General features: G+C 53.9%; 19 protein-coding genes. 3 read left to right on the forward strand and 16 right to left on the reverse strand.

What is annotated here, in order from left to right:
- The first annotated feature begins 7 nt into the window (after nucleotides 1–7).
- A complete protein-coding gene (locus KI367_RS00910; protein WP_212946945.1) occupies nucleotides 8–325 on the forward strand; it encodes a hypothetical protein in 318 nt (105 codons plus the stop codon).
- Between the two features lie 143 nt (nucleotides 326–468).
- On the opposite strand, the gene KI367_RS00915 is transcribed toward KI367_RS00910, so the two are convergent.
- From KI367_RS00915 to KI367_RS00965, 11 genes are all read right to left on the reverse strand, one after another.
- Nucleotides 469–1,398, reverse strand: coding sequence for a patatin-like phospholipase family protein (locus KI367_RS00915; protein ID WP_212946947.1), 930 nt, complete (start codon nucleotides 1,396–1,398; stop codon nucleotides 469–471).
- A 77-nt stretch (nucleotides 1,399–1,475) separates the two neighbouring features.
- Entirely contained in the window at nucleotides 1,476–3,065 is a 1,590-nt protein-coding gene (locus tag KI367_RS00920; RefSeq protein ID WP_212946949.1) for a family 10 glycosylhydrolase, read from the reverse strand.
- A 139-nt stretch (nucleotides 3,066–3,204) separates the two neighbouring features.
- On the reverse strand, nucleotides 3,205–3,630 hold the full coding sequence (gene mntR, locus KI367_RS00925) for a transcriptional regulator MntR (protein WP_036714291.1): 426 nt from the start codon (nucleotides 3,628–3,630) through the stop codon (nucleotides 3,205–3,207).
- 658 nt (nucleotides 3,631–4,288) lie between these two features.
- Nucleotides 4,289–5,002 carry a cytochrome c biogenesis CcdA family protein gene (locus KI367_RS00930; RefSeq protein WP_212946951.1) on the reverse strand — a complete coding sequence of 238 codons (714 nt, stop codon included), beginning with the start codon at nucleotides 5,000–5,002 and terminating at the stop codon, nucleotides 4,289–4,291.
- Between the two features lie 21 nt (nucleotides 5,003–5,023).
- On the reverse strand, nucleotides 5,024–5,833 hold the full coding sequence (locus KI367_RS00935; protein WP_081992869.1) for a metal ABC transporter permease: 810 nt from the start codon (nucleotides 5,831–5,833) through the stop codon (nucleotides 5,024–5,026).
- A gap of 39 nt (nucleotides 5,834–5,872) precedes the next feature.
- Nucleotides 5,873–6,625, reverse strand: coding sequence for a metal ABC transporter ATP-binding protein (locus tag KI367_RS00940; RefSeq protein ID WP_212946952.1), 753 nt, complete (start codon nucleotides 6,623–6,625; stop codon nucleotides 5,873–5,875).
- Between the two features lie 43 nt (nucleotides 6,626–6,668).
- Complete coding sequence (locus KI367_RS00945) at nucleotides 6,669–7,580, reverse strand: metal ABC transporter substrate-binding protein (protein ID WP_212947429.1); 912 nt, start codon at nucleotides 7,578–7,580, stop codon at nucleotides 6,669–6,671.
- A 222-nt stretch (nucleotides 7,581–7,802) separates the two neighbouring features.
- On the reverse strand, nucleotides 7,803–9,782 hold the full coding sequence (gene metG / locus KI367_RS00950; RefSeq protein WP_212946954.1) for a methionine--tRNA ligase: 1,980 nt from the start codon (nucleotides 9,780–9,782) through the stop codon (nucleotides 7,803–7,805).
- A 411-nt stretch (nucleotides 9,783–10,193) separates the two neighbouring features.
- Entirely contained in the window at nucleotides 10,194–10,463 is a 270-nt protein-coding gene (gene yidD / locus KI367_RS00955; RefSeq protein ID WP_036715687.1) for a membrane protein insertion efficiency factor YidD, read from the reverse strand.
- A 1-nt stretch (nucleotide 10,464) separates the two neighbouring features.
- Nucleotides 10,465–10,929 carry a Fur family transcriptional regulator gene (locus tag KI367_RS00960; RefSeq protein ID WP_036715689.1) on the reverse strand — a complete coding sequence of 155 codons (465 nt, stop codon included), beginning with the start codon at nucleotides 10,927–10,929 and terminating at the stop codon, nucleotides 10,465–10,467.
- A 273-nt stretch (nucleotides 10,930–11,202) separates the two neighbouring features.
- Nucleotides 11,203–12,180, reverse strand: coding sequence for an ABC transporter substrate-binding protein (locus KI367_RS00965; RefSeq protein ID WP_212946956.1), 978 nt, complete (start codon nucleotides 12,178–12,180; stop codon nucleotides 11,203–11,205).
- Nucleotides 12,181–12,411: 231 nt separating this feature from the next.
- Here KI367_RS00965 and KI367_RS00970 point away from each other — a divergent pair, with 231 nt between their 5' ends.
- Together KI367_RS00970 and KI367_RS00975 are read left to right on the forward strand one after the other, a co-directional pair.
- Complete coding sequence (locus tag KI367_RS00970; protein ID WP_052146841.1) at nucleotides 12,412–13,425, forward strand: FecCD family ABC transporter permease; 1,014 nt, start codon at nucleotides 12,412–12,414, stop codon at nucleotides 13,423–13,425.
- Nucleotides 13,422–14,477: a FecCD family ABC transporter permease gene (locus KI367_RS00975; protein ID WP_212946958.1), complete on the forward strand. Its 1,056-nt coding sequence runs from the start codon at nucleotides 13,422–13,424 to the stop codon at nucleotides 14,475–14,477. The genes KI367_RS00970 and KI367_RS00975 overlap by 4 nt, the downstream gene beginning before the upstream one ends.
- A 137-nt stretch (nucleotides 14,478–14,614) precedes the next feature.
- Here KI367_RS00975 and KI367_RS00980 read toward each other — a convergent pair whose 3' ends face one another.
- The 5 genes from KI367_RS00980 to KI367_RS01000 form a co-directional block, all read right to left on the reverse strand.
- Nucleotides 14,615–15,109: a hypothetical protein gene (locus tag KI367_RS00980; protein WP_212946960.1), complete on the reverse strand. Its 495-nt coding sequence runs from the start codon at nucleotides 15,107–15,109 to the stop codon at nucleotides 14,615–14,617.
- A 171-nt stretch (nucleotides 15,110–15,280) separates the two neighbouring features.
- Entirely contained in the window at nucleotides 15,281–17,740 is a 2,460-nt protein-coding gene (locus KI367_RS00985; protein ID WP_212946965.1) for a stalk domain-containing protein, read from the reverse strand.
- A gap of 304 nt (nucleotides 17,741–18,044) precedes the next feature.
- A complete protein-coding gene (gene nagZ / locus KI367_RS00990; protein WP_212946967.1) occupies nucleotides 18,045–19,661 on the reverse strand; it encodes a beta-N-acetylhexosaminidase in 1,617 nt (538 codons plus the stop codon).
- 96 nt (nucleotides 19,662–19,757) lie between these two features.
- Nucleotides 19,758–20,546: a response regulator transcription factor gene (locus KI367_RS00995; RefSeq protein ID WP_306433211.1), complete on the reverse strand. Its 789-nt coding sequence runs from the start codon at nucleotides 20,544–20,546 to the stop codon at nucleotides 19,758–19,760.
- Entirely contained in the window at nucleotides 20,536–22,362 is a 1,827-nt protein-coding gene (locus tag KI367_RS01000; RefSeq protein ID WP_212946969.1) for a cache domain-containing sensor histidine kinase, read from the reverse strand. Before KI367_RS01000 ends, KI367_RS00995 begins: the two co-directional genes overlap by 11 nt.
- Nucleotides 22,363–22,367 lie beyond the last annotated feature (5 nt).

Here is a 22,367-nt window from a genome sequence, read left to right on the forward strand (position 1 = left end):
GGATAAAATGAAAAGGCATGCTCTGATTTTTTGGATCGCCATCGGTTTGGCCGTACTCGGGATTGTCAATATCGTTTTTTCCGGCGGCTCCGGCCTTGGCAACATTCTCGTTCCGTTGTGCGTAATAGGCGTCGTATTTTTGCTGTATAAGTTTCCCCCTGCCCGTTACCGCAAAAAACCGAAGGTCAAACCTTCCGCCCGAACGATGGAAAAGGTGGCCGCGGCAAAACGTTCCCAATCGAATGGCAAAAGAAAGCATTATCCTTTTCAGGTCATTGAAGGCTCCAAGGGCAAAAACGATGACCAGCAGCCCAAATATCATTGACTCCCTCCGTTATACGGCGGAGCATCCGCGAAACTGCAAACAAAAGGCGCTCATCCTCCCCCCAGGAAGATGAACGCCTTTTATTTTTAGGCAGGTCCCTAAATGCCTCTCTCAGCCCTGGGATAGCCCCCGGCTCTGCCGGTTTATGATCCCGATCCCTTGAACCTCGCAAAAAACTTCGTTCCCGCCTGCACTCCCGATTCGTACAGCTCCATCGTTTCCTCCGGGGTGATGTGGAACTGCGTCGTGCCTACGCCCAGCGTCGGAATTTTGATCGTCCGAAAACGGTTCACCTGCTCGATATACCGCTCGTCATGCGCGGACAACATCGTTTCGAACATGGCCGTCAGCATGCTGATGGGTCCCCGGATCACATGCGGCCTGCCCGAGCTGCGTCCCACCATTTGAAAACCGATCGTTTGGATCGGAGGCTGCCCGAAGTTTTCCGCGGAATCGTCGAACAGCCACAGCGGAAGGTTGCTGAGCAGCCCGCCGTCGACGACATATACGAACTGGTCCTTGAATGCTTTGCCGCGGGCGGCTTTTCCGCACATCCGCAAAATGACCGGATCAAAAAAATACGGAATGCTGGTGCTCATCCGGATCGCTTTGGACACTTCGAACGCGGCCGGATCGATGCCAAGCTTCGCCAGATCGCCGGGGAGGACCAAAATTTTGCCGTTCGTGATATCCGAGGCGATGATCATCAGCTTGCCTGCAGGCAGATCCGAAAACGTGCGGATCCCTTTCGATCTTAATATGTGATGAATCCAATATTCGAGTGCTTCGCCGGAATAAAGCCCTTTCTTCAGCAAGAGGCGGACGGCCGGACCGATGATTTTGGCGTTGAAAATAGGGGCGCGGTGGAGGAAGGATTGGAAAGGGGTCGTTTTGATGATTTCGCTCATTTCGCCGGCCGTAAACCCGGCGGCAAGCAGGGCCGCCACGATGGACCCCGAAGAGGTCCCCGCCACCCGGTTAAAAACCACTCCCGCGTCCTCCGCCGCTTTAACGGCTCCCGCAAGCGATATTCCTTTGACGCCGCCGCCCTCAAATACCGCATTAATGAGCATAGGAAAAACCCCCGTCCTCATCTATTCAACATAATGTATGAGAACGGGGGTCGATTCATGACTTCATATGAACGATATTATTGCTGATAAAACGCGGTCAATGCCGGAACGAGTCCGAGCGGGTTGTTAATCAGGTTGGCCGCCCTGAAAAAGATGCTGCCTTTGACTTCGTCGTGCTGCGCATTGTATTTCAACTGATTGATGATCTCCTGGGCGCTCTGCCAGCCGGCTTCCGAAGTGCCCAGCTTATAGGCGGCATGGCCGACGTACAGGTCAACCCCGGTGCCCGCCACCTCATGGGACCACCAATCGACGAGCTTGTCGTATTGGGCGTTTTTGAACGACATGCTCCAATAGATTTGCGGAGCTACATAATCGATCCAGCGGTTTTGAATCCAGGTTCTGACGTCGGCGTAATAGGAGTCGTATGCGGTGATGCCTGCATTCGTATCCGAACCGGTCGAATCCTTCGCTTTATTGCGCCATACGCCGAACGGGCTGATCCCGAAGGAAACCGCAGGTTTCGCCGCATGGATCGATTGGCCGAGCCGCTCGACGAAATCGTTGATGTTGCCGCGCCGCCAGTCCGCTTTCGAAAGCCCTGCCGTGTTGTACGCGGCAAATGCGGCATCGTCATTAAACGTTCCGCTTGTCGGATAGAAATAATCGTCGAGGTGAACGCCGTCGATGTCGTATTTATTGACGACTTCCATGATGACGTCGATGACATGCTGCCGGGCTTCCGGAAGGCCGGGATCGATGATCAGCTGATTGTTCGATTTCACGATCCAGTCGGGATGCTGGATCGCCACATGATTCGCCGCCAGCTTGCTTGTGGCGGAGTCCATGCTCGCCCGGAACGGGTTGAACCAGGCATGGAACTGCATGCCGCGTTTATGCGCTTCTTCAATCATGAAACCCAGCGGATCGTAGCCGGGGTCCGTGCCTTGCGTTCCCGTCAAATATTTGGACCATGGCACCAGGTCCGATGGGTACAATGCGTCGCCTGCAGGACGAACCTGAACGAACACGGCGTTGATGCCTATCGCTTGCAGTTTGTCCAGCATCGCGGTGAACTCCTGCTTTTGCTGATCTATTTTTCCATAGGATTTCGCAGTCGGCCAATCGAGATTGGTCACGGTCGAGATCCATGCCCCGCGCAGATCCGTCGCCTGCTGCCCGCCTCCATTGCCGGGAACGGCCGGATCAGGTATGTATGCGCCCGAAATCAAGGCGATGTTTTGCGCCGTTTGGTTCCATAACACCTGCAGTCCCAGGTTTTCGCCGATAAAACGCAGCGGCACCATGATTCTGCCGTTTTTGATTTGGACGGAAGCATCGAGCGCAACGTCGGCGCCGTTGACCTGCGCCGTTTTTTTGCCGTTTGTGAGCGACATCGACGAACCGTTCTGGTTGATCGTGACCGTTTTCGTGGTCTGCTCCCAATTGACGTTTGCTCCCAAACCTTCGCTGATGACCCCGAGCGGAACCATCGTCACGTAAACTTTCGGTATGATGTAAGGCACTACGTCGCTGGCGACGGGGTTGCCGTCCAATGTGATCGTGATCGGCGGCTTCGAGGATTTTGCTTGAACGTTGGCGACGGGTAACATCAGGATCAATACAAGTGCCAGAACCATCCATCGTTGAAACTTCCAAAACCTCATTCTACGAATCCTCCACAAATAATAGATTTGCAGGCATAGAGCACCGCGCCGGAAAAGGCCGGCGTCTGCCTTGTGCTGTATGGGCTTCTTCCAAAAACGAAGAGGCATCCGTCTCTTTAAGAAGGGACAGATGCCTTTTTTACGAATCGCCCACTAGTTCGTTATGAATGTTCCGCAATTCCTGAAGACGCTGCTCATCCCGGCGGAAATATTCTACAAGCGTTTCGATGTGCGTAATGGAATCCCAGCTTAAATGATGCTCGATCCCTTCCACGTCGGTGTAGATATGCTCATCGGACACGCCGATCATGGTCAAAAACTCTTCCAAGAGTTTATGGCGGTCAACCAGGCGTTTTCCCATTTTTTTGCCTTTGCTGGTCAACACGAGTCCCCGGTATTTTTCGTAGATGAGATACTCGTCTTTATCCAGTTTTTGAATCATTTTGGTTACGGATGAAGGATGAACCTCCAGGCCTTCGGCAATGTCCGAAACGCGAGCATATCCTTTTTCGTCAATCAGCTTGTAGATGCGCTCCAAATAATCCTCCATGCTGGGCGTTGGCATCTTCTTCCCTCTCTTCTCTTTTTAAGCATGACACTAAATACCTGCTCTTGTAATGATACATGTTTCCGAGATCACTTGGCAAGTCCCGCCGGGGAACGCCGCTTTTCTTATGGCGGCCCCGAAACCGCTTCACGCCTCGTAAACCGGACGCCGTCCCGGACCGAAAATGCCGGAGGGAACCAAGCGAACACGAAGCCGCCAAAACGCTGCGCAGGCCGAGCCGTTCGTTGCCTGGGCCTTGTTTATTTTTAGCCGGATGCACCGAACTATTCCAAAAGCCCAAAAATGAATCGAATCCTTCCAGCATCATCGGGCGCTGCCATCCCCTCTTCAAATTACGCCGGCGGCCAAGCGTCGGTGCGTGTCTACGTCAACATGATGCAAAATGGAGGAAGCCAAAGCCTGAAATGGCGGAGAGAAACGAGAACCTCCCCCGTTGTAAGGCCTGAAAGGCGCGAGCGCCGCTTTACCGCCTGGTTTCGCCATTGCCCCGACCGTTGGGGTATGATCTCTGAAAAAACGGCTGCAGGAAGCTTCTGAAGCGTTTGACCGCAGGCGCTGTTTGATGCCCGATTGCCCGAAGGAACAACAAAGACGCCCTGCGCCGGTTTCGGCACAGAGCGTATTGTTTTTCCCTCCGCTTCGAACGATGGTTCGGCTAGAATTTCATCCATTCCGGCGTGATCGCCTGCAGCCAAATCGTGATTTTGGTCATCTGGTTCGTAAACAGCAGCACGCCCATCAGCAGCATCAACGCGCCGCCGATTTTCATCATGATGCCGGAATATTTTACGATCCAGCGGGTCGACCCGATAAAAAACGCAAGCACGAAAAACGGGATCGCAAACCCGAGCGAATAAGCCGTAATCAGCGAAAACCACGAACCTGGCTGAGTTGCGGCAAGCCCAATAATTGCAGTTAAAATCGGTCCGACGCAAGGCGACCATCCGGCGGAAAACCCGATGCCGAAAATAAAGGAACCTATGTATCCGGCAGGCTTGAATTTCAGATCCATTTTATAGTCCCGCATCAAAAACTTCGGCTGAAAGATACCGATAAGGAAAAGTCCCATCAAAATGATCAAAATGGCGGAAAGCTGGCGTATCAGATCCCGATTGTTGTAAAAAAAGCTGCCTAAAAAACCTGCACTCACCCCAAGGGTGTAAAACACTACCGAAAAACCCAAAATAAATGCGAGCGTATGCGTCATCGTCCGGAACCGGACTTCCCTTTTGTTTTGCTCCGTTTTAAGCTGCTGCACCGACATGCCCGTAATATAAGACAAATAGGACGGATATAGCGGCAGACAGCAAGGAGAAATGAAAGAAGCCAGTCCCGCCAAAAACGCGATACCGATATTCAAGTTCGACAAGGCCGTACCCCCTAATCTAGGTTAAACCGAAAGTCCTTTTTTGCCGGCCATGGTTAACACGAGAAGCAGAATCAGCAGGAGCACGATGGTGGCCCCAGGCGCCAAATTCCAAATGCCGGCGATGACGAGCCCGATAATGACGGCGATTTCGGAAATGACCACGGATAAGATGACGGAGGATTTGAAGCTGCGCGCGATCAGCAGGCTGATGGCGACCGGTATCGTCAGCAAAGCCGACACGAGCAGCGCCCCGACGATTTTGATGGCCGTGCTGATGACGAGCGCGGTCAAAACCGTGATCAGCATGTTAAGCAAACGCACCGGCAGCCCATTGACGCTTGCGGCGTCCTCCTCGAAGCTGAGCAGGAAAAACTCTTTGAAAAACAGGGCGACCACCGCGACCACGACCACCGTAACGGCACCGACCACGTATAAATCCTGCGTATCCAAGGTATAAATGCTTCCGAACAAATAACTCATCACATCTGTATTGTAACCCATACCGAGCGTAAAAAACAAAGAAGCCAGCGCGACGCCGCCGGACATGATGATGGCAATGGACAGCTCGGCGTAGCTTTTATAAGCTTTCCGGAGCTTTTCGATCGCAAACGACGCGACAACCGCAAAGACAAGGCCTGCGCCAAGCGGGTACACCTCGATCAAAAAACCGAGCGCCACCCCGGCAATCGTGACGTGCGCAAGCGTATCACCGATCATGGATAACCTGCGCAGCACCAAAAATATCCCGATCAGCGGAGCGGTAATGCCGATCAAGATCCCCCCGGCAAGCGCCCGCTGAAAAAAATCACTTAGCATAATATCGATAACCATTCAAACGACTCCTTCTCGCAAATTGCTTTCGGCTCCGGGTCAAGACAACGAATGCTGCAAATCCGGAACCTCGCAATTTTGAATATCATGGGAATGCCGGACGTAAAAATTGATGCTGCCGTTCTGCTGTTTGGGCTCTTGGCCCAGGTAACTTTCGACCATCCCCATATCATGCGAAACCATCAGGAACGTCATGTGGTGATGCTGGTGCATATGCGTGACGAGCTCGAAAAAGTCGGCCTGGGTTTTGGCGTCGATGCCGACGGTAGGCTCATCCAAAATGAGCAAATCCGGACGATTGATCATCGCCCTTGCCAGAAAGGCGCGCTGCTGCTGGCCTCCGGACAGCTCCCCGATCTTTTTGCCGGCGATCGATTCGATGCCCATGACCTCCATCGCGTCGTCGCATCTTTGCTGCTGGCTTTTGCCGACTCTTCTAAACAGCGTTTTGTTATTGTACAAGCCCGACATCACGACCTCGCGCACCGTGGCCGGGAATAAAGGATTAAACGCGTTTTTTTGCGGAACGTAACCGATCCGCTCCCAGTCCTTGAACTTGCGGATCGGCTGGCCGAACAGCCGGATCTGCCCGTCCCCCGCAGGCAAAAGCCCGACGATCATCCGGAGCAGCGTCGATTTGCCCGCGCCGTTGGACCCGATAATGCCGACGAAATCCCGTTCTTTGGCTGAAAAACTTAAATCGGAGATGACCTGCTGGCCCCGGTAGGAAAAAGAAACATGCTCCAGTTCCACCACGGGCTGATGGCAATCTTCGAGGTTCGGCGTAAACATAGTGGATCTCCACCTTTCTCATAGGAATCGCTGCCGGAATCTCCTATTCCTGCAGCGCCAAAATCAGATTCGCCAAATTATTGCGCATGAGCGAAAAATAATCGTCGCCGCGCTTCAGCTGATCTTCGGTCAAACCTTCGACCGGGTTCAGCACGAGCACTTCCGCCCCCGTTTCGGAAGCCAGCGTTTTGGCCAGTTTATCGGAAACGAGCTCTTCGAAAAAGATATAATGGATTCCTTCTTCCTTCACGAGGTTCGACAGCTCCAGCAAATCCCGCGAACGCGGCTCCGCATCGGGAGAAAGGCCCATAATGGCATGCTGCGTCAAACCGTAATCCCGCGCCAGATAACCGAAAGCCTCGTGGGACACGACGATCTCCTTGCGCGGCATCTTGCCGAGCTGGGAGGCGAATTCACGATCCAATTCTTCAAGACGTTTCTTCAAATTCAAATAACGTTCGTTATAAGCATCCTTGTGGGCCGGATCGGCTTCAATATAACTGTTTTTCATGTTTTCCGCCATGATCAGCGCCGATTTCGGGCTTACCCACGTGTGCGGATCGACATGATGCTGATGGCTGTGCCCTGCGCCTTCCTGATGCTCGTGTTCATGCTCGTCCTCTTCGTTTGCTTCGATCAGCTTGATGCCCCGGCTGACCTCGTAAGCCTTCACCTGGCTGTCCCGGTTCAGCCCCTTCAAAAACTGCGGAACCCATCCTTCCAGTCCGGCGCCGTTATAAAAAAACAGCTGCGCTTTCGACGTATTGACGATGTCCTGGCTTCGCGGCGTCCAATCATGGGGTTCGACGCCCGCCGGCAGCAAATTGATGACGTTGGCGTCTTCGCCGCCGATCGCTTTCGCAAATTCGTATATCGGGTAAAAGGTAGTCACCACATTGACCTTGCCTTCAACGATTTTCCCTTGGCTCTGCGGACCGCAGCCTGCCGCCAGCATGACGATCAGCACGATCAGCCCGACCGCCCCGCTTCTAAGCCTCCATGTTTTTTTCACCTGACTAAAACCTTCCTTAATCGTAATTTTTACTAACAAATTATAGAATGGGCTTTGAAAACTTGTCAACACCCAGGCAAAAAAAGACGGAATACCTTATGGCTGCAAAGGTACTCCGTCTTATTATTCCCTAGATATACTCTTGTTCAGACCGTTTGGGGCCGATTACTTGACTACGGCTCCGTTCGGCATGCCGTCAGGCACGGTGGCCAAGGTCAGTTGGTCGCCTTGGGAGGCCGCCAAAATCATGCCTTGCGACAGCTCGCCCCGCAGCTTGACCGGCTTCAGGTTCGTCACGCAGATGACCTTCCGTCCGACCAGCTCATCCGGCTTATAAAATTTGGCGATGCCGGAAACGACCTGGCGTTGTTCGAAGCCAAGGTCGAGCTGGAGCTTCAGCAATTTGTCGGCTTTTTTGACGGGTTCGGCGGCGATGACCTGCGCGACGCGCAGCTCGACTTTGGCGAAGTCCTCGATGCCGATCTCTTCTTTGAGCTCCGGCGCTTCCGCCGCGGCCGGCGTTTCGGCTTTAGCCGTTTCCGCTTCGCTTGCGGCAGGCGCGCCGCCGGTCATCGCTTCCTTAATATAGGCGATTTCCTGCTCCGCATCCAGCCGCGGGAAGATCGGATTGCCTTTGACCAGCTGCGTGCCGGCCGGAATCAAACCGAATGTTTTTCCGCTGTCCCACGCGGTCAGTTCGCCTTCTTGAATGCCCAGCTGCTCCCAAATTTTGCGCGGCGCCTGGGTCAGGAACGGCTGCAGCAGAATCGAGGCAATGCGCAGGCTTTCGACCAAATGCGTCATGACCGAAGCCAATTCGCCGCGTTTGCTTTCGTCTTTTGCGAGCGCCCAAGGCTGGGTTTCGTCGATGTATTTGTTGCTGCGGCTGATGAACTGGCTGATCGCCGTCAAAGCGACGCTAAACTCCATGTTTTCCATGGCTTCTTCGACCTTTTGATATACGGCTTTTGCTGCATCTTCAAGCTCGCCGTCGAATGCGGTGACGCCGGATTTGTACTCAGGCACCCGCCCGTCGAAATATTTGTCGACCATCGCAACGGTACGGTTCAGCAGGTTGCCGAGGTCGTTCGCCAAATCGGAATTGACGCGTTCCACAAAACTTTCGGGCGTAAAGGTTCCGTCCGCGCCAAACGGCACTTCGCGAAGCAGGTAATAACGCAGCGTGTCCAGGCCGTAGCGGTCGATGAGCGTCACCGGGTCCACGACGTTGCCTTTGGATTTCGACATTTTGCCGTCCTTCATCAAAAGCCAGCCGTGCGCAAACACTTTTTTCGGCAGCGGCAGATCCAGCGCCATCAAAATGATCGGCCAATAAATCGTATGGAAACGGACGATCTCCTTGCTCATGAGATGGACGTCCGCAGGCCAATATTTATCGAACAACGACGTATCCTCCGAGCCGTAGCCGAGCGCCGTGACATAGTTCAGCAGGGCATCGATCCATACGTAAACGACATGCTTCGGATCGCTTTTGACTTTGACGCCCCATTCGTAGGTCGTCCGGGAAACGGCCAAATCTTCAAGACCCGGCTTGATGAAATTGTTGATCATTTCGTTTTTGCGGGAAACCGGCTGAATGAAATCCGGATGCTCTTCGTAGTACTGAAGCAGACGATCGACGTATTTGCTCATGCGGAAGAAGTAGCTTTCCTCTTTTACGCGCTCCACGGGACGTCCGCAGTCCGGACATTTGCCGTCCACGAGCTGTCTTTCCAGGAAAAAGGACTCGTCCGGCGTGCAATACCAGCCTTCGTATTCGCCTTTGTAGATGTCGCCTTGCGCAAGCAGGCGTTCAAACACTTCCTGCACGACTTTCGTATGGCGCGGTTCGGTCGTGCGGATAAAATCGTCGTTGGAGATGTCGAGTTTTTTCCACAGCTCCTTGATGCCCGCCACGATATCGTCGACGAACTGCTGCGGCGTTTTGCCCGCTTCGGCTGCTTTGCGTTCGATTTTTTGCCCGTGCTCGTCGGTTCCCGTCAAATAACGCACGTCATAGCCGCGAAGCTTTTTGTAACGGACCATGGCATCGCCGGCCACCGTCGTGTAGGCATGGCCGATATGCAGCTTGTCGCTCGGGTAATAGATCGGCGTCGTCAAATAAAACGTCTTTTTTTCGGACATAGGTTTGTCATCCTCCACATACTGATATTTTCCTGAATCAGGATTTGGCAAAGTCGCTTTTTGGATTTCGCAAAATCCCTGTAAAACAAAAAAATCCCGCCCCGCTATGGGACGAGAGTTCTCTCACGTGTTACCACCCAATTTCCCCGCTTCCTCCCGGAAGACAGGCTCCATCGGTTCCCGGCAGCCGCCAGTGACCATCCATTAACGCTGGAACACGCCGCATCCTTACGCAGCCGGACGTCAACGTCCGCTCCGCTCGAAAGCAGTTCCTCCGGGACCATCTTCGGAAAATCGCCTAGACCGGTTTGCAGCTCCCCCGGCTCTCTGAGCTAAGCGGACATTTTCTTACTCATCCGTTCGTCGGAAATGCCATATATTCCTTAATATACTGAACCGAACCTGCCAAAGTCAAGTGAGGCGTCCGGCGCTGCTCCCGTGATTGCCGCCTTTTTCCTTGCGCGGCGGGACCGGATCCAGTCCACCGGGGTGAAACGGCTGGCATTTGGCGATCCGTTTGGCCGCCAGCCAGGAGCCTTTTAAGGCCCCGTGCACTTCGATCGCTTCCAAGGCGTAAGCCGAGCAGGTCGGATAAAACCTGCAGGTCGGCGGCTTGAGCGGCGAAATGAATTTGCGGTAGAACCGGATCGGGCCTTGAACCGCTTTCCGGGAAATGCCCATCTTATCGCCCTCCGGCGGTTTTGGAGGCACCGGAGCCCGCCTCGTCCGGCACGGCATGCTGGCAGTCCTTACAATATCCGAACACTTCGAATTTATGCGTCACGACTTGAAATTGTTCGGGAGCATCCGTAAATTGCACGGGGCAGAAATGGATCGGATACGTCCGCTGGCACTGCAGGCAGATCATGTGGTGATGATGGTGATCCTCGCTGCAGCTGGCCTTGAATTTGATGCCGTCTTCAAAGACGACCTGCTCCAGGACGCCAAGCTCCTGCATGACCCTGAGGTTCCGGTATACCGTATCAAAGCTTAAACCGCTATATTTTTTGCACATATACTCATAAACGTCCTTGGCCGACAAATACCCCGCATGTTCGCCAAACAATCCGGCGAGCGTCTTCCGCTGGTCGGTAATGCGCAGTCCCTGTTCCGACATGGCGTTAATGATCTGGTCCGTCGAAAGCATTACGCTCATCCTCCCGTCGAGATCAACGCAAAAAGCATTGTCTTCGCTTTTGCCGCTTTCCTCAAAATCGATCGAATTTTGCGGCATGTTAATACTTTTAATAATGCCTCAAAACGGCATGACAGTCAATCGAAGCACCTGCTTCCGCTGCCCAAGCAAGAACGTTTGAAGCAGGATCCGTCCCGCAACAAAAAAAAGAAGCTCCCCCGCGGCAAGCTGCGGCTTGCTCTTCGGGAAAGCCTCTTTTTGTCGACTTTCTGAATGTTTTTTTCTTTATTTTACGAAATAAGTTTTCAGCTGATCCAGCATCAGGTTTGCCGCGAGAACGCCGCCTGCCGTGTTCCAGATGACGTCGTCGACTTTATGGGCATTGCCCTTTTTCACGACATCGAGGTTTTTCCACAGATTATCGTTGGTCCATTCTTTTTCCATTTCGCTTCCTTTGCCGTCGCCGGTTTCATACGTGAAATAGAACAGAATGTCGCCGTCCATTTCCGGGATGCGCTCTTTGCCTACGTCGTCGGCGAAACCTTGTTTTTCCTGGGCTTTCGGACGGGCGAACCCAAGCTCATTCAGGATGATTCCCGAGAACGTGTCGCTGTAATAAATACGGGCTTTGCCCGGCATAAAACGGACCATGGACACTTTCGTTTTCAGCTTGTCGCCGAGTTCCGCCTTCAGGTCGGCCACGTGCTTGTCGTATGCGGCCAGGACTTCGTCGCCTTTGTCCTTCATATTGACGGCATCCGCCCACAGCTTGAAGTTTTCCTTCCACTCGCCGCGCAGCGTCTCGGAGAAGACGGTCGGCGCGATCGCGGACAGCTGGTCATAGATTTTTTCCTGGCGCATTTTCGTGCCCAGAATGAGGTCCGGCTTCAATGCGGCGATGGCCTCCACGTTCGGCTGGCCTTCTTCGCCCAGGTTTTCTACGCCCTGCATCTGGTCCTTGATATGCGGATACCATGGATCCCCGGTCCAGGATTTAACGGCTCCGACGGGTTTGATCCCAAGCGACAAAAGGGCTTCGGTGCCTTCGTTGGTCAGAACGACGACACGCTGCGGGTGAGCCGGCACTTCGACCTTGCCCATGATCGTCTCGACGGTGCGTTTCGCATTGTCCGTGCTTTGCTCCGCCTCTTTATTTCCGCTTTCGCTTCCCGTGCCCGCGGTATTTCCGCTGCCGCTGCCGCAGGCGGACAAAACGAGTACCGCTGCCAGAAGCATAAGTATGATTCCGTTCCACTTTTTCATATGATCTATGTCTCCCCTTCGAATTCTCTGATAATGATTATCAGTATCGAATCTTATCCTAATCGATAACGCTTTGGCTTGTCAACAACGGAGAGAAAACATCGGACTTCCGTATGCGAATCCCCTTTCATTGCCTGCCTCAAATGAGAATGATATTCATTGACAAGTTTCATCCCTCCCCTTACACTTTTAGATGTTGTTTATTTGCCTGATAGGAATGAGGGATCTGCCTTGCAGACGGTTTGGCTGCAAAAAACTACATATAAATGGATCGGATTGGTCGCCGGGATCATCCTCCTGCTGCTCTGCGTCGCGGCCAGCATCCTGTTCGGCGTCCATGCCACCGCTTGGCGTCAAGTATGGGAGGCATTCACGTCCTACAACGGAAGCACGGAGCATCTGATCGTGCGCGAAGTCCGGGTGCCCAGGGCGTTGATCGCGGCGTTTGTCGGAGGCAGCCTCGGCATTTGCGGGGTGCTGCTGCAATCCTTGACCAAAAACCCGCTGGCCGACTCGGGCATTTTCGGCATCAATGCGGGAGCTTCCCTGTTCGTGGTCGCTTCTTTCGTGCTTTTTGGGGTCAGCTCGCTCACTTCTTTTACTTGGATCGCCTTCATGGGCGCGGGCGTCAGCTGCCTGTTCGTTTTCGTGCTCGGCTCCGCCGGGCGGCAAGGGCTCACGCCGCTGAAAATTACGCTGGCCGGCGCGGCCATCACCGCGTTTTGCAGTTCCATGACCAACGGCATGCTCATCATTAGCGGGCGCGCGATGGAAGAGGTCCTCTTCTGGATGTCCGGATCGGTCGAAGGCAGAAGCCTGGATATATTGCTTCGCCTGCTTCCGTATATGCTTGCTGCATGGGTGGTTTCCATCCTGATCAGCTCTTCGGTCAACACGCTGATGCTGGGCGACGACGTCGCCAAAAGCCTTGGGCAAAAAACCGCGCTGCTCAAGCTTACGATGGGCGTGCTGATCGTTGTCCTGGCAGGCAGCTCCGTTGCCGTGGCCGGCCCGATCGGTTTTCTCGGTCTCGTCATCCCCCACATCGCGCGAACCGTCGTCGGCAAGGACATCCGCTGGCTGATTCCGTACAGCGCGGCGATGGGCGGCATCTTATTGCTTCTCGCCGACATCGCGGCACGTTTCATCGCCATGCCTCGGGAAATCCCGATCGGCGTCATGACTGCCATCATCGGCGTTCCTTTCTTTATTCACGCTGCCAGAAAGGGGCTGTTAAAAAAATGAGCCGTTCCGATAAATCCAAAGAACCGATCGCCATTCGGATGAGGGGCAGCCGGATTTCCTTTCTGACCAGCCGAAAACAAATAACCGTCTTGACCAGCCTCGCCGTTTTGCTATTGCTTGCCGTCATCGTAAGCATCGGCTTTGGCACGAAATACGTAAACCCTTGGGCCGTCGTGCAGGGCATTTTCGGACAAGGCAATGCATTGGACGTCGTGGTCGTGCAGAAGCTGCGCCTGCCGCGGGTGTTGGTCGGAGCCATGGTCGGAGCATGCCTGGCCATGTCCGGCGCCATCACGCAGGGGTTGATCCGCAATCCGCTCGCTTCCCCGGACGTCATGGGGGTAACCAGCGGCGCTTCGCTTGCGGCAACGGCCATCATTACCCTGGTTCCTTCGGCAAGCATCTTTTGGCTGCCTCCGGCAGCCTTCATCGGAGCGACCTTGACGACCCTGCTCATTTATTTCCTGTCGTGGAAAAAAGGAGTCAACCCTTTGATGCTGGTGCTTGTCGGGGTCGGAATCGGGGCCGTCGCTTCGTCGCTGTCGACCATGCTTCTGGTGACCGGCCCGACTGACGTCGCGCAAAAAGCTTTTAACTGGCTGCTGGGCAGCGTATACGGCAGCTCCTGGAAGCACGTCAACATGCTGCTGCCGTGGTTTATCGTGTTAGGCCTGTTAAGCCTGGCGTTATCCCGCCGCATCAACATGCTCCAGCTTGGCGACGACCTTGCGGCCGGCGCGGGGAGCAGCGTCGAAAAAGACCGGACGATGCTCATCTTTATTGCGGTTGGTTTGGCGGGGGCAGGCATTTCCGTCGGCGGGGCCATCGGCTTTGTTGCGCTGCTGTCGCCGCATATCGCCCGGAAACTGATCGGATCTTCCTACGGCTCGCTGCTTCCGGCAAGCGCCTTATGCGGGGCCTTGATCGTCGTTCTCGCCGATTTGCTGGCCCGGAACCTTGTCCCCCCGCTCGACATTCCGGTCGGCGTTTTCACTTCGGCGGTGGGCGCTCCGTTTTTCATTTATTTGCTGTGGCGAAGCCGAAGCTCATAAGGCTAAATCGCCTTCAGCCTTGAATGATCCGGCTACGATTTCTTAAAAAGCAACCTTTTTAAATGCACGAAAGCCTTCCCATTACATGACGGGAAGGCTTTTTTGTGAATTTTCAAAAATGACCTTGGGGATTTTATCTATTCGGCGGCGCGATGTTCGTATTGATATCCGGCAAGCAGCCATTCGTACATTTCCGGGGAAATGACCCTTTGTTTTTCTTGGCCGCGGCTGACGACGATTTCGTTTTCCGCCGGCGTGCAGGTCTTCATGCCGCTGCCGTCCGGATTCGTAACCGAAACGCAATCATACGCCGGCTCAACCCTCATCTTTTGTTGATGTTCGGTCGTAAGCTCGGCAGCCATCGGGTAACCGTGCCGCCCATATTCCGTTTGACCCGGGACAGGTTCGGCTGCTTGAAGCCACCCCGTCATTTGGGCGATGATCGGGTCATCCTTCGTCCAAATCGTTCCCCGCAGTTCATCCCCGGGTTTTCCGCCCACCAGCTTAACGGATGCGACTTCTTCTCCCGGGATTTTCCGGTTCCCTGAACCGTGTTCGTCGGCACGTACGGCCGCCGCCGTTAACAAAAAAGCAATGGCCAAAACGCCGGACATAACGATCAACCGTTTCATACGTCTTCCCCCGTTCCTCTGATCCATATCGACGCTTAAATCGATCCTGTTTAGGTTAGGGATACACGATCCCCTTGATTGCAAAAACTGCCTCTATATCATCGGATATAAAGGCAGTTTTCGGTTTCATCTGAAATGATCGGATTTCGTTGAATTGACCAACTATACGCCTTAAGGCGTTTTGACTTCAGGCAGCGGCGTAAACAGCAAGTTGATCGGCAGGTTGCTGCCCGAGGCAGCGGTATACCAAATTTCCACGTTTTCTTCGCCGTTACCCGTGCGGTACAATACGCTGGCTTCATGCGGCGCATTGACGGACACGTTTTTGGCAACCTGTACAGGCTGGCCGTTCACCAGCACCACGCCCGTGTACAAACCTCCGCGCGGATTCAGCGTGATCAACGTATGCGGAGCTACCCGGCTTAACGTGATTTTATACAAGACGCCGAAGTTGCCCGCGTTCGAGGCTTCCGTTCCATAGATGCCATCCAGACCTCTCAGGTTTGGATCCTGATTGTCATCCCCGAGCACCAGACGGGACGGAGTATCGCCGACAACATCGTCATACCGGATCAAACGGGTGGAGTCCGGATAGGTTCCGCGGTTATGAACGTCCCGCTCCAGGTTCGTCAAAAACGGCAGTGTTTTCAGCGGATCCTTGTTTTCGTCGATCATGATGAACGTGTACTGGATCGGAAGATCGCTGAATGCATCGGAAAGCACGGAAATGGTATCCCCTTGCTTCATTTTGATTTTGCTGATGTCCGGCATGATGACCTTGCTTTCGCCCGGCGCCAGGGTGACGACCTGACGGGCCGATTGGTTTTGCATCGTTTGGAAATAACGCTCCGTCGAAACCTTGCCGGTCAACGTCGGATACGGGTTAGGACCGCCCATGCCGAAATTCTCAAACGTCAATTGCGCAGGCGCATCCGTATAGGTGTTGGTCGCGATCACGTACAGCTTCATGTTTTTACCGGTCGAATTGACGTGGTGAATCATGAAACGGGTAGCGCCAAGGCCGGTTTCGCGATACAGGATTCCTTCCTGATATACGGTTTCCGGACTGTTGCTGCGGATCAGGGTCGACGCTTCCGAGGAAATCTGGTACTGCAGGTTTTTCCATGACGGAACTTGGGAGCCGTCAAACGTAAATTTGTCCCCTACGTCCGTAAACAGCTTGTTGAACTGATCTTCGGTATACAGCGTTTCGTTCGTAATGTTGATCGTTTTCTGGAACTCGCTGGTCGCGCCATGTTTGTCGGTCACGATCAAGCGGATGGTCACCGGACCCGGCGTAAAAAATGCCTTGCGGCCGTTCAGCCACTCGCGGCTTACGATCGCATCCTCGTCATCGGTGCTCAGATCGGTGATCGTTACTTTTTCGCCCATCTTATATTCTTCTTTATCGGTCGTAAAGTTGGCGACCGGCGGTTCGTTCGGCTTCAGGACGTTGACGGTAACCGTGTAAGGTTCGCTCCATTGTCCGCTCGAGTCTTGCACGTAGTGCGTAATCGTGTGTTGACCCGGCTCCTGGAATACGTCCTCCTTGCCTTCCCAACGTTCATCCACGATTTCCCGTCCGTCCGCAACTTTCGTTTGGGTCGTGTACGTCACCGTCGTTTCTCCCGCGAAAATATCCTTAGGCGATACGGTAAACGCGGCAACCGGCTTCGAGGACAACGTCAAAATGACTCTCTTATTCGGCTGATCGACCGTATATGGAATGTTCAGCGCTTGAGTAATGGAGGTCAACGGAACCATAAACACGTTTTTTTGCTGATACGCCGGGCCTTTCATATTCGTAGGAACGCCGTCAACGCGATACACGTTGCTGTTCGTTTTGAAGCGGAGTTCCTTCCCGTCTTTCATGATAATCGTTTCTTTTGTTTTGTTGTCGTATGTAAGCTTAAGTCCTGCACGCTCTACCATAGCCCGGATGGCCACGTAGGAAACCCCGTTTTTGACGGCCATCGGTTGGCCTGCAAGATACAGCTTTCCGTTCTGGTACATTTTGTTGCTGTTCATCATCAGAATCAGCTGATCGGGACCTGCTTGCAGCGGATCGGAGAACGTTACCGGAGTTCCCCCGGATTGGCCTTGATCCGTTACGGTTCCGGTTTGGCCGTTCACGTCACCGGTCGATTTATCGTCACCCTGCTCTCCGGTCGGGTCCGAAGCATTCTTGCTTCCGTTCTGCGACGCCGGATCGGTTTGGGCATCCCCTGGTTGAACATTGCCTGTTTGGGCATCTTCCGTTTTGCCGGAGTTATCCGCCGGAGTTCCGTTCGTCGTGCCCGGCGTGCTCTGGCCGGTTGCCCCTTGGTTTGTCGTACCCTGGTTTGTCGTTCCTTGATTTGTTGTTGCCTGGTTTGTTGTTCCTTCCGTTACTGCTTGTTCTTTTCCTGCAACTTCGTTTTTCTGATCCCCGCTGAGGGAATTGCTTGCCATTCCTGCTGCTTGGCCGCCGTCCTGCTGGACGCCAGACGCGCCGTCAGCTGCATTCATGGTGAAGTTTTGAACCGTTTCGATTGAACCTGTGCCCGCTCCTTCCGCGCCGGCGGCCGGAACGACAAGCGCCGTTTGCGCCGCAGCTAACACAGCAATCATTGTCAGTTTCTTGAAATTCATGTACAGAGACTCCTTTACACTCCCATTTTTCTATCTCGCCCTCAAACAGACATAGTATTAGACGCAGTTTCCGTTAAAAAGTTTCTAACCGTTTTCAAGCAAAATAAGAAAAATGTCAAACGGCTTATCTTTCAAATAGGACAATTCTCGTTTTATGGCCAATTTTCCGCAAAAATATCCTGCTCAACTTGTTAAAAACAATACAAGACGCAGGGTTCCCAAAAAACGAAACGGAAGATTCCCGGAATGAAGGAACCCTCCGTCAATCATGTCCATGACTACTATTAAAGTATTGTCGGTTGCTTTAGTGAGCGCCCTGCAAATCCAGGCTGACCGGAAGTTTGCCTTCGGCTTTGCTTTTTCCCGCCAACACGGACGCCAGCGCTTCCATGAAATAAGGCGTGTTTTCGTAGCAGCACAGATAAGCCGGCATGGACGGAATTTCGTTCAGATCATACGGATTCCGGGTGGAAGCGGCCACCAGCTTGTCATGTTTCTGCTCCATCAGCTTCTCGGCCAGCAGGCGTTGCCCTTCGGGCAGCGCGCTTCCCGCCGTATACGTCACCAGAACCACTTGGCTGAAGCCCGCCGCGGCGGAAAGGGCCCGTTCGATCTCCTGCTCATCCGGCTCGGCGCTGACGACGATTTCCTGAACTTGCTCCAGATGGCTGGATAATGCGTCCCCAAGGGTGACGAACTCCGTCCATGGCTCGTCGACCTGCGTCTCGGACCGCAATTCGGGCCAAATGACCAGTACCGGCGCTTCGGCTTGAAGCGGCAGCTGCCCGCGATCTTTGACGAGCGTTACGCTCTTCAGGGAAATTTCCTTTAAAAGGCGGTCCACTTCGGGTTTTTCGTGTCTCTCGACAAATACCGCCGGTGCGGGCGCATCCGAAGTTTTCAGGCCGGCCAGCCGTTTGTTTTTGAGCGCCAAAATGCGCGTCACGGCGGCGTCGATCGTTTTTTCGCTGATTCTTCCCGTCCGCACGGCATGTTTGATGGCTTCGATCGCTTCGATCTGATCGTTCAGCGTATGGCTGACGAGCACGACGTCCGCTCCGGCCTCGATCGCTTTGACCGCTCCTTCCCCGATGCCGAAAAATTTGGCGATCGCATGCATTTCCAGGCAATCGGTCACGATAATGCCGTCGTAGGCCAAATCCTCGCGCAGCAGTCCGGTCAGCACCGATCTGGACAACGTGGCCGGGATTCGCTCCGGTTCGATGGCCGGGAAAATGACGTGGGCGGTCATGATCACGTCGACCCCTGCTCGGATCGCTTCGATGAACGGCTTCAGCTCAACCTGCTGCAAACGGTCCAAATCATGCTCAACCGTTGCCAGTCCCATATGGCTGTCGACGTTGGTGTCCCCGTGCCCCGGAAAATGCTTGGCGGCTGCGGACAGCCCCTTTTCCTGAAACGCCTTGATGACGGCCACCCCGTGTTCGGCGACCCGCTCCGGATCTTCCCCGAAGGACCGGACGCCGATGACCGGATTGCGGGCATTGTTGTTGACGTCGAGGCACGGGGCAAAGTTCATGTTGATGCCAAGCTGAAGCAGTTCCTCGGCGCTGACCCGCGATACCTCATAGCTGTAATCGGGGTTGCCCGTGGCTCCCAGCGCCATGTTGCCGGGAATCCGGCTCACTCTCTTATGGTCGATCCGCGCCACCATGCCGCCTTCCTGGTCGATGGCGATCCACAAGGGCAGGTTCCCTTGATCCGCGGAAAGCTTTTGCAGCGAAGCCGAAAGGTTCGCTACCTGCTCGGGGTCGCCGATATTCCGGCGAAAATAGATGACTCCCCCCAAATGGTGCTCCTGAATCAGCTTCTTGATCTGGTCGTCCGGTACCAACGAATGAAATCCGCAGATGAACATTTGGCCGATTTTTTGCTCCAGCGTCATTGTAGATAGATCCATTTTTCTCTGCACTCCCTTTGATTAACGTAAAAATAAGTTCCAACCAAACGCTTTGATGCAATCCTTGCTTTTCCAACATTTCTATCATAACGGAAATCAGCCCATGGGGATACTTCTGGCCTGATCGCGGAATTCCGACGGCGTCATGCCGGTATGCCGCTGAAACACCTTCGTAAAATACCGCCGCTCATGGTAGCCGATGCCGGCGCCGATCTGCGTGATGCTTTTGTCGCTGTGGAGCAGCAAATATTTCGCGGCCTCGATGCGTTTTCCGGTAACGTATTCCACAAAGGTCATGCCCAGATGGTTTTTGAACAGGAGGCTGAAATAACTGCAGCTGATTCCCAGATGCCCGGCAAGCTCTTCGATCCCCAAATCCGTATCCAGCTTGCTTGCAATGTACGCCACGGCTTCGGCCATGAGCTGCTGCGGGTTTTTCCTCGCGCTCTGCTGCCCTTCCGTCTCCTCGATGCGGGATACCGTCTGCTGGAAAGGATCCTTCAACCGCTGCTGAACGATTTGCTCCCCGACGGCCCGGATGGTGTTTTCGAGCTCTTTGTAATGGATCGGCTTGCAGATGTAGTCGCGGACCTTGTATTTGATCCCGGCCCTGGCGTATTCGAACTCCTGGTAACCCGTAAGCAAAATGATCTCCGCTTTGGAGCCCCTCTCCCGGAGTTCCCCGATCAGGGTCAATCCGTCCATGACCGGCATGCGGATGTCGCATAAAATAATGTCCGGGTTGTGGATGTCGAACAGCTCCAAAGCTTCTTTGCCGCTGCGGGCGGCCAGCACCTGCATGTTCATTTCCTTCCATGGAATGATGCTTTTCAAATTGTTGAGGATCGGCGCCTCGTCATCGACAAGCATGACGTTAAGGATCATCTTTTTCCCTCCATTCGGCATCAGGCAAAACGCACTGAATGATCGTTCCCGTCAAAAGCGAGGAACAAATGAACAATCCGTAGTACTCCCCGTAATGAATCCGGATCCGGTCGGCCACGCTCCTTACGCCCAGCCCCCTCCGCTCTTCATTGATATGCCGATCCTGATCGCCGTTGCGGCCGGATTCCTCTTCCTTGTCGTTCTTCATGTAAACGAATTTCCGAAGCTGCTCCGGACTCATGCCGATGCCGTTGTCCTGTACCTGCAAAATGAAGCGGCCCCGGTCCGTCCAGCAGGAAACATGGATATGGCCTTTATAGGCAATGCCTTCGAAGCCGTGCTGGATGCAGTTTTCCACGAGCGGCTGAAGGGTGAGCTTAAGCACGCTGCGCCGGCTGAGTTCCGGCGGAATGTCCAGCTCGTAATCGAACAGGTCGTCGAACCGGAACTTCTGGATTTCCAAATAACTCCGCAAATGCTCGATTTCCTGGTCGAGCGGAATTTCCTCCTTATCCTGAATGCTGATCCGCAAAATATTGCCCAGCCTGTGCACCATTTCGCTGACCTTGACGCCCTCGTTCTGGATCGCGAGCACGTTGATCGACTCCAGCGTGTTAAACAGGAAATGCGGCTTGATCTGGGCCTGAAGCACGCGCAGCTCGGCCTGCGTTTTCTGCTTTTGCTCGGTTTTGATCTGCTTGAACAGGCTGTTGATTTGGCCGACCAGATCATTGAAGCCTTTTGCCAAAATATGCAGCTCATCCTTGCCCCGGTCCTCGACCTGAACGTTGAAATCGCCGCCTTCGACCTTTCTCATGAAACGGACGATCACCCCGATGGAGCCGGTAATCCTTCTCATGAACACCATGTTGAACGTGATGGCTGCCAGAAGGCAAAGCAGCGTAATTCCGATGAACCACTGGGCAAACACGAGCGTTTCCTTGGATAAGGAAGCCCAGGACGTCACCGCGACCACGTTCCAGGAATAATCCTCCATATGGTAGATCGAAACGATGCTTTTTTCATCGTTGAAATCCGTTTTGAAGCTCTGGTACCCGGAGCCGAACCGGACCGTTTTTTTCATGACGGAGGAGATCGGCTTTCCTTCCAGCGTTTTGTTCGGGTCGTACAAAATGAGGCCGTCGTCGTTGACGAGCAGGAACTGGGTGGACTGCATGTTTTGCGTCGGCGACAAATTGCGGAAGATCGACTCGATGTCCCAGTTTTTGATTTGCACGACCAGAATGCCGATGTTTTTGAAATAACTCAGCTCTTTGACGAGGCGAATCTGCGTAAAAACCGGTTCGGTTCCGGTCAATTCCGGATACTCGTGCGGCGCGATCCATTTGGGCACCCCGTTCAGTTCCAACACTTCCCGGTACAAGGGCTGCTTTTTGAAATCCTCGAAAGGCATGGTCTTGAAGTTTTCCTTGGTGAACACGGACACGACGGCGCCGTGCAAATTGTACAGAAAAGCGTAGCTGATCGCGGGATGGTTATACAGCAGGTTGCGGAAATTCCGCTGGCTGTTGTTCAGGCTGAGCTGCTCCTCGTTCAAATCCTGTTTGGACGGGTCTTTGGCGGCCAGCGCCATATGGAAAACGGAGGTGGCGATGCCGTTGTCGGTCACGTTGTCCATCTGCCGCAGCACCGTGCCGATGCTGTAGCTGATCGATTTGAGCGAATATTCGGTTTGGCGGCTGTATTTTTCCTCGATCGAATGCGACGATACGATATACGTGACGACGCCCAGTATGCATAACGGCACGATGATCAATACGACGAATGCCGTAAACAACTTGTTGCGCAAATTCATGGACA

The sequence above is a fragment of the Paenibacillus cookii genome (assembly GCF_018333375.1).
GTDB lineage: Bacteria > Bacillota > Bacilli > Paenibacillales > Paenibacillaceae > Paenibacillus_AQ > Paenibacillus_AQ cookii.

Excerpts from the sequence above, each read along its gene's own strand:
- KI367_RS00910 (WP_212946945.1), top strand. The coding sequence starts at position 8 with ATGAAAAGGCATGCTCTGATTTTTTGGATCGCCATCGGTTTGGCCGTA.
- KI367_RS00915 (WP_212946947.1), bottom strand. The coding sequence starts at position 1,398 with ATGCTCATTAATGCGGTATTTGAGGGCGGCGGCGTCAAAGGAATATCG.
- KI367_RS00920 (WP_212946949.1), bottom strand. The coding sequence starts at position 3,065 with ATGAGGTTTTGGAAGTTTCAACGATGGATGGTTCTGGCACTTGTATTG.
- mntR (WP_036714291.1), bottom strand. The coding sequence starts at position 3,630 with ATGCCAACGCCCAGCATGGAGGATTATTTGGAGCGCATCTACAAGCTG.
- KI367_RS00935 (WP_081992869.1), bottom strand. The coding sequence starts at position 5,833 with ATGGTTATCGATATTATGCTAAGTGATTTTTTTCAGCGGGCGCTTGCC.
- KI367_RS00940 (WP_212946952.1), bottom strand. The coding sequence starts at position 6,625 with ATGTTTACGCCGAACCTCGAAGATTGCCATCAGCCCGTGGTGGAACTG.
- KI367_RS00945 (WP_212947429.1), bottom strand. The coding sequence starts at position 7,580 with ATGCTGGCGGCAGGCTGCGGTCCGCAGAGCCAAGGGAAAATCGTTGAA.
- metG (WP_212946954.1), bottom strand. The coding sequence starts at position 9,782 with ATGTCCGAAAAAAAGACGTTTTATTTGACGACGCCGATCTATTACCCG.
- yidD (WP_036715687.1), bottom strand. The coding sequence starts at position 10,463 with ATGGGCATTTCCCGGAAAGCGGTTCAAGGCCCGATCCGGTTCTACCGC.
- KI367_RS00960 (WP_036715689.1), bottom strand. The coding sequence starts at position 10,929 with ATGCTTTCGACGGACCAGATCATTAACGCCATGTCGGAACAGGGACTG.
- KI367_RS00965 (WP_212946956.1), bottom strand. The coding sequence starts at position 12,180 with ATGAAAAAGTGGAACGGAATCATACTTATGCTTCTGGCAGCGGTACTC.
- KI367_RS00975 (WP_212946958.1), top strand. The coding sequence starts at position 13,422 with ATGAGCCGTTCCGATAAATCCAAAGAACCGATCGCCATTCGGATGAGG.
- KI367_RS00980 (WP_212946960.1), bottom strand. The coding sequence starts at position 15,109 with ATGAAACGGTTGATCGTTATGTCCGGCGTTTTGGCCATTGCTTTTTTG.
- KI367_RS00985 (WP_212946965.1), bottom strand. The coding sequence starts at position 17,740 with ATGAATTTCAAGAAACTGACAATGATTGCTGTGTTAGCTGCGGCGCAA.
- nagZ (WP_212946967.1), bottom strand. The coding sequence starts at position 19,661 with ATGGATCTATCTACAATGACGCTGGAGCAAAAAATCGGCCAAATGTTC.
- KI367_RS00995 (WP_306433211.1), bottom strand. The coding sequence starts at position 20,546 with ATGATCCTTAACGTCATGCTTGTCGATGACGAGGCGCCGATCCTCAAC.
- KI367_RS01000 (WP_212946969.1), bottom strand. The coding sequence starts at position 22,362 with ATGAATTTGCGCAACAAGTTGTTTACGGCATTCGTCGTATTGATCATC.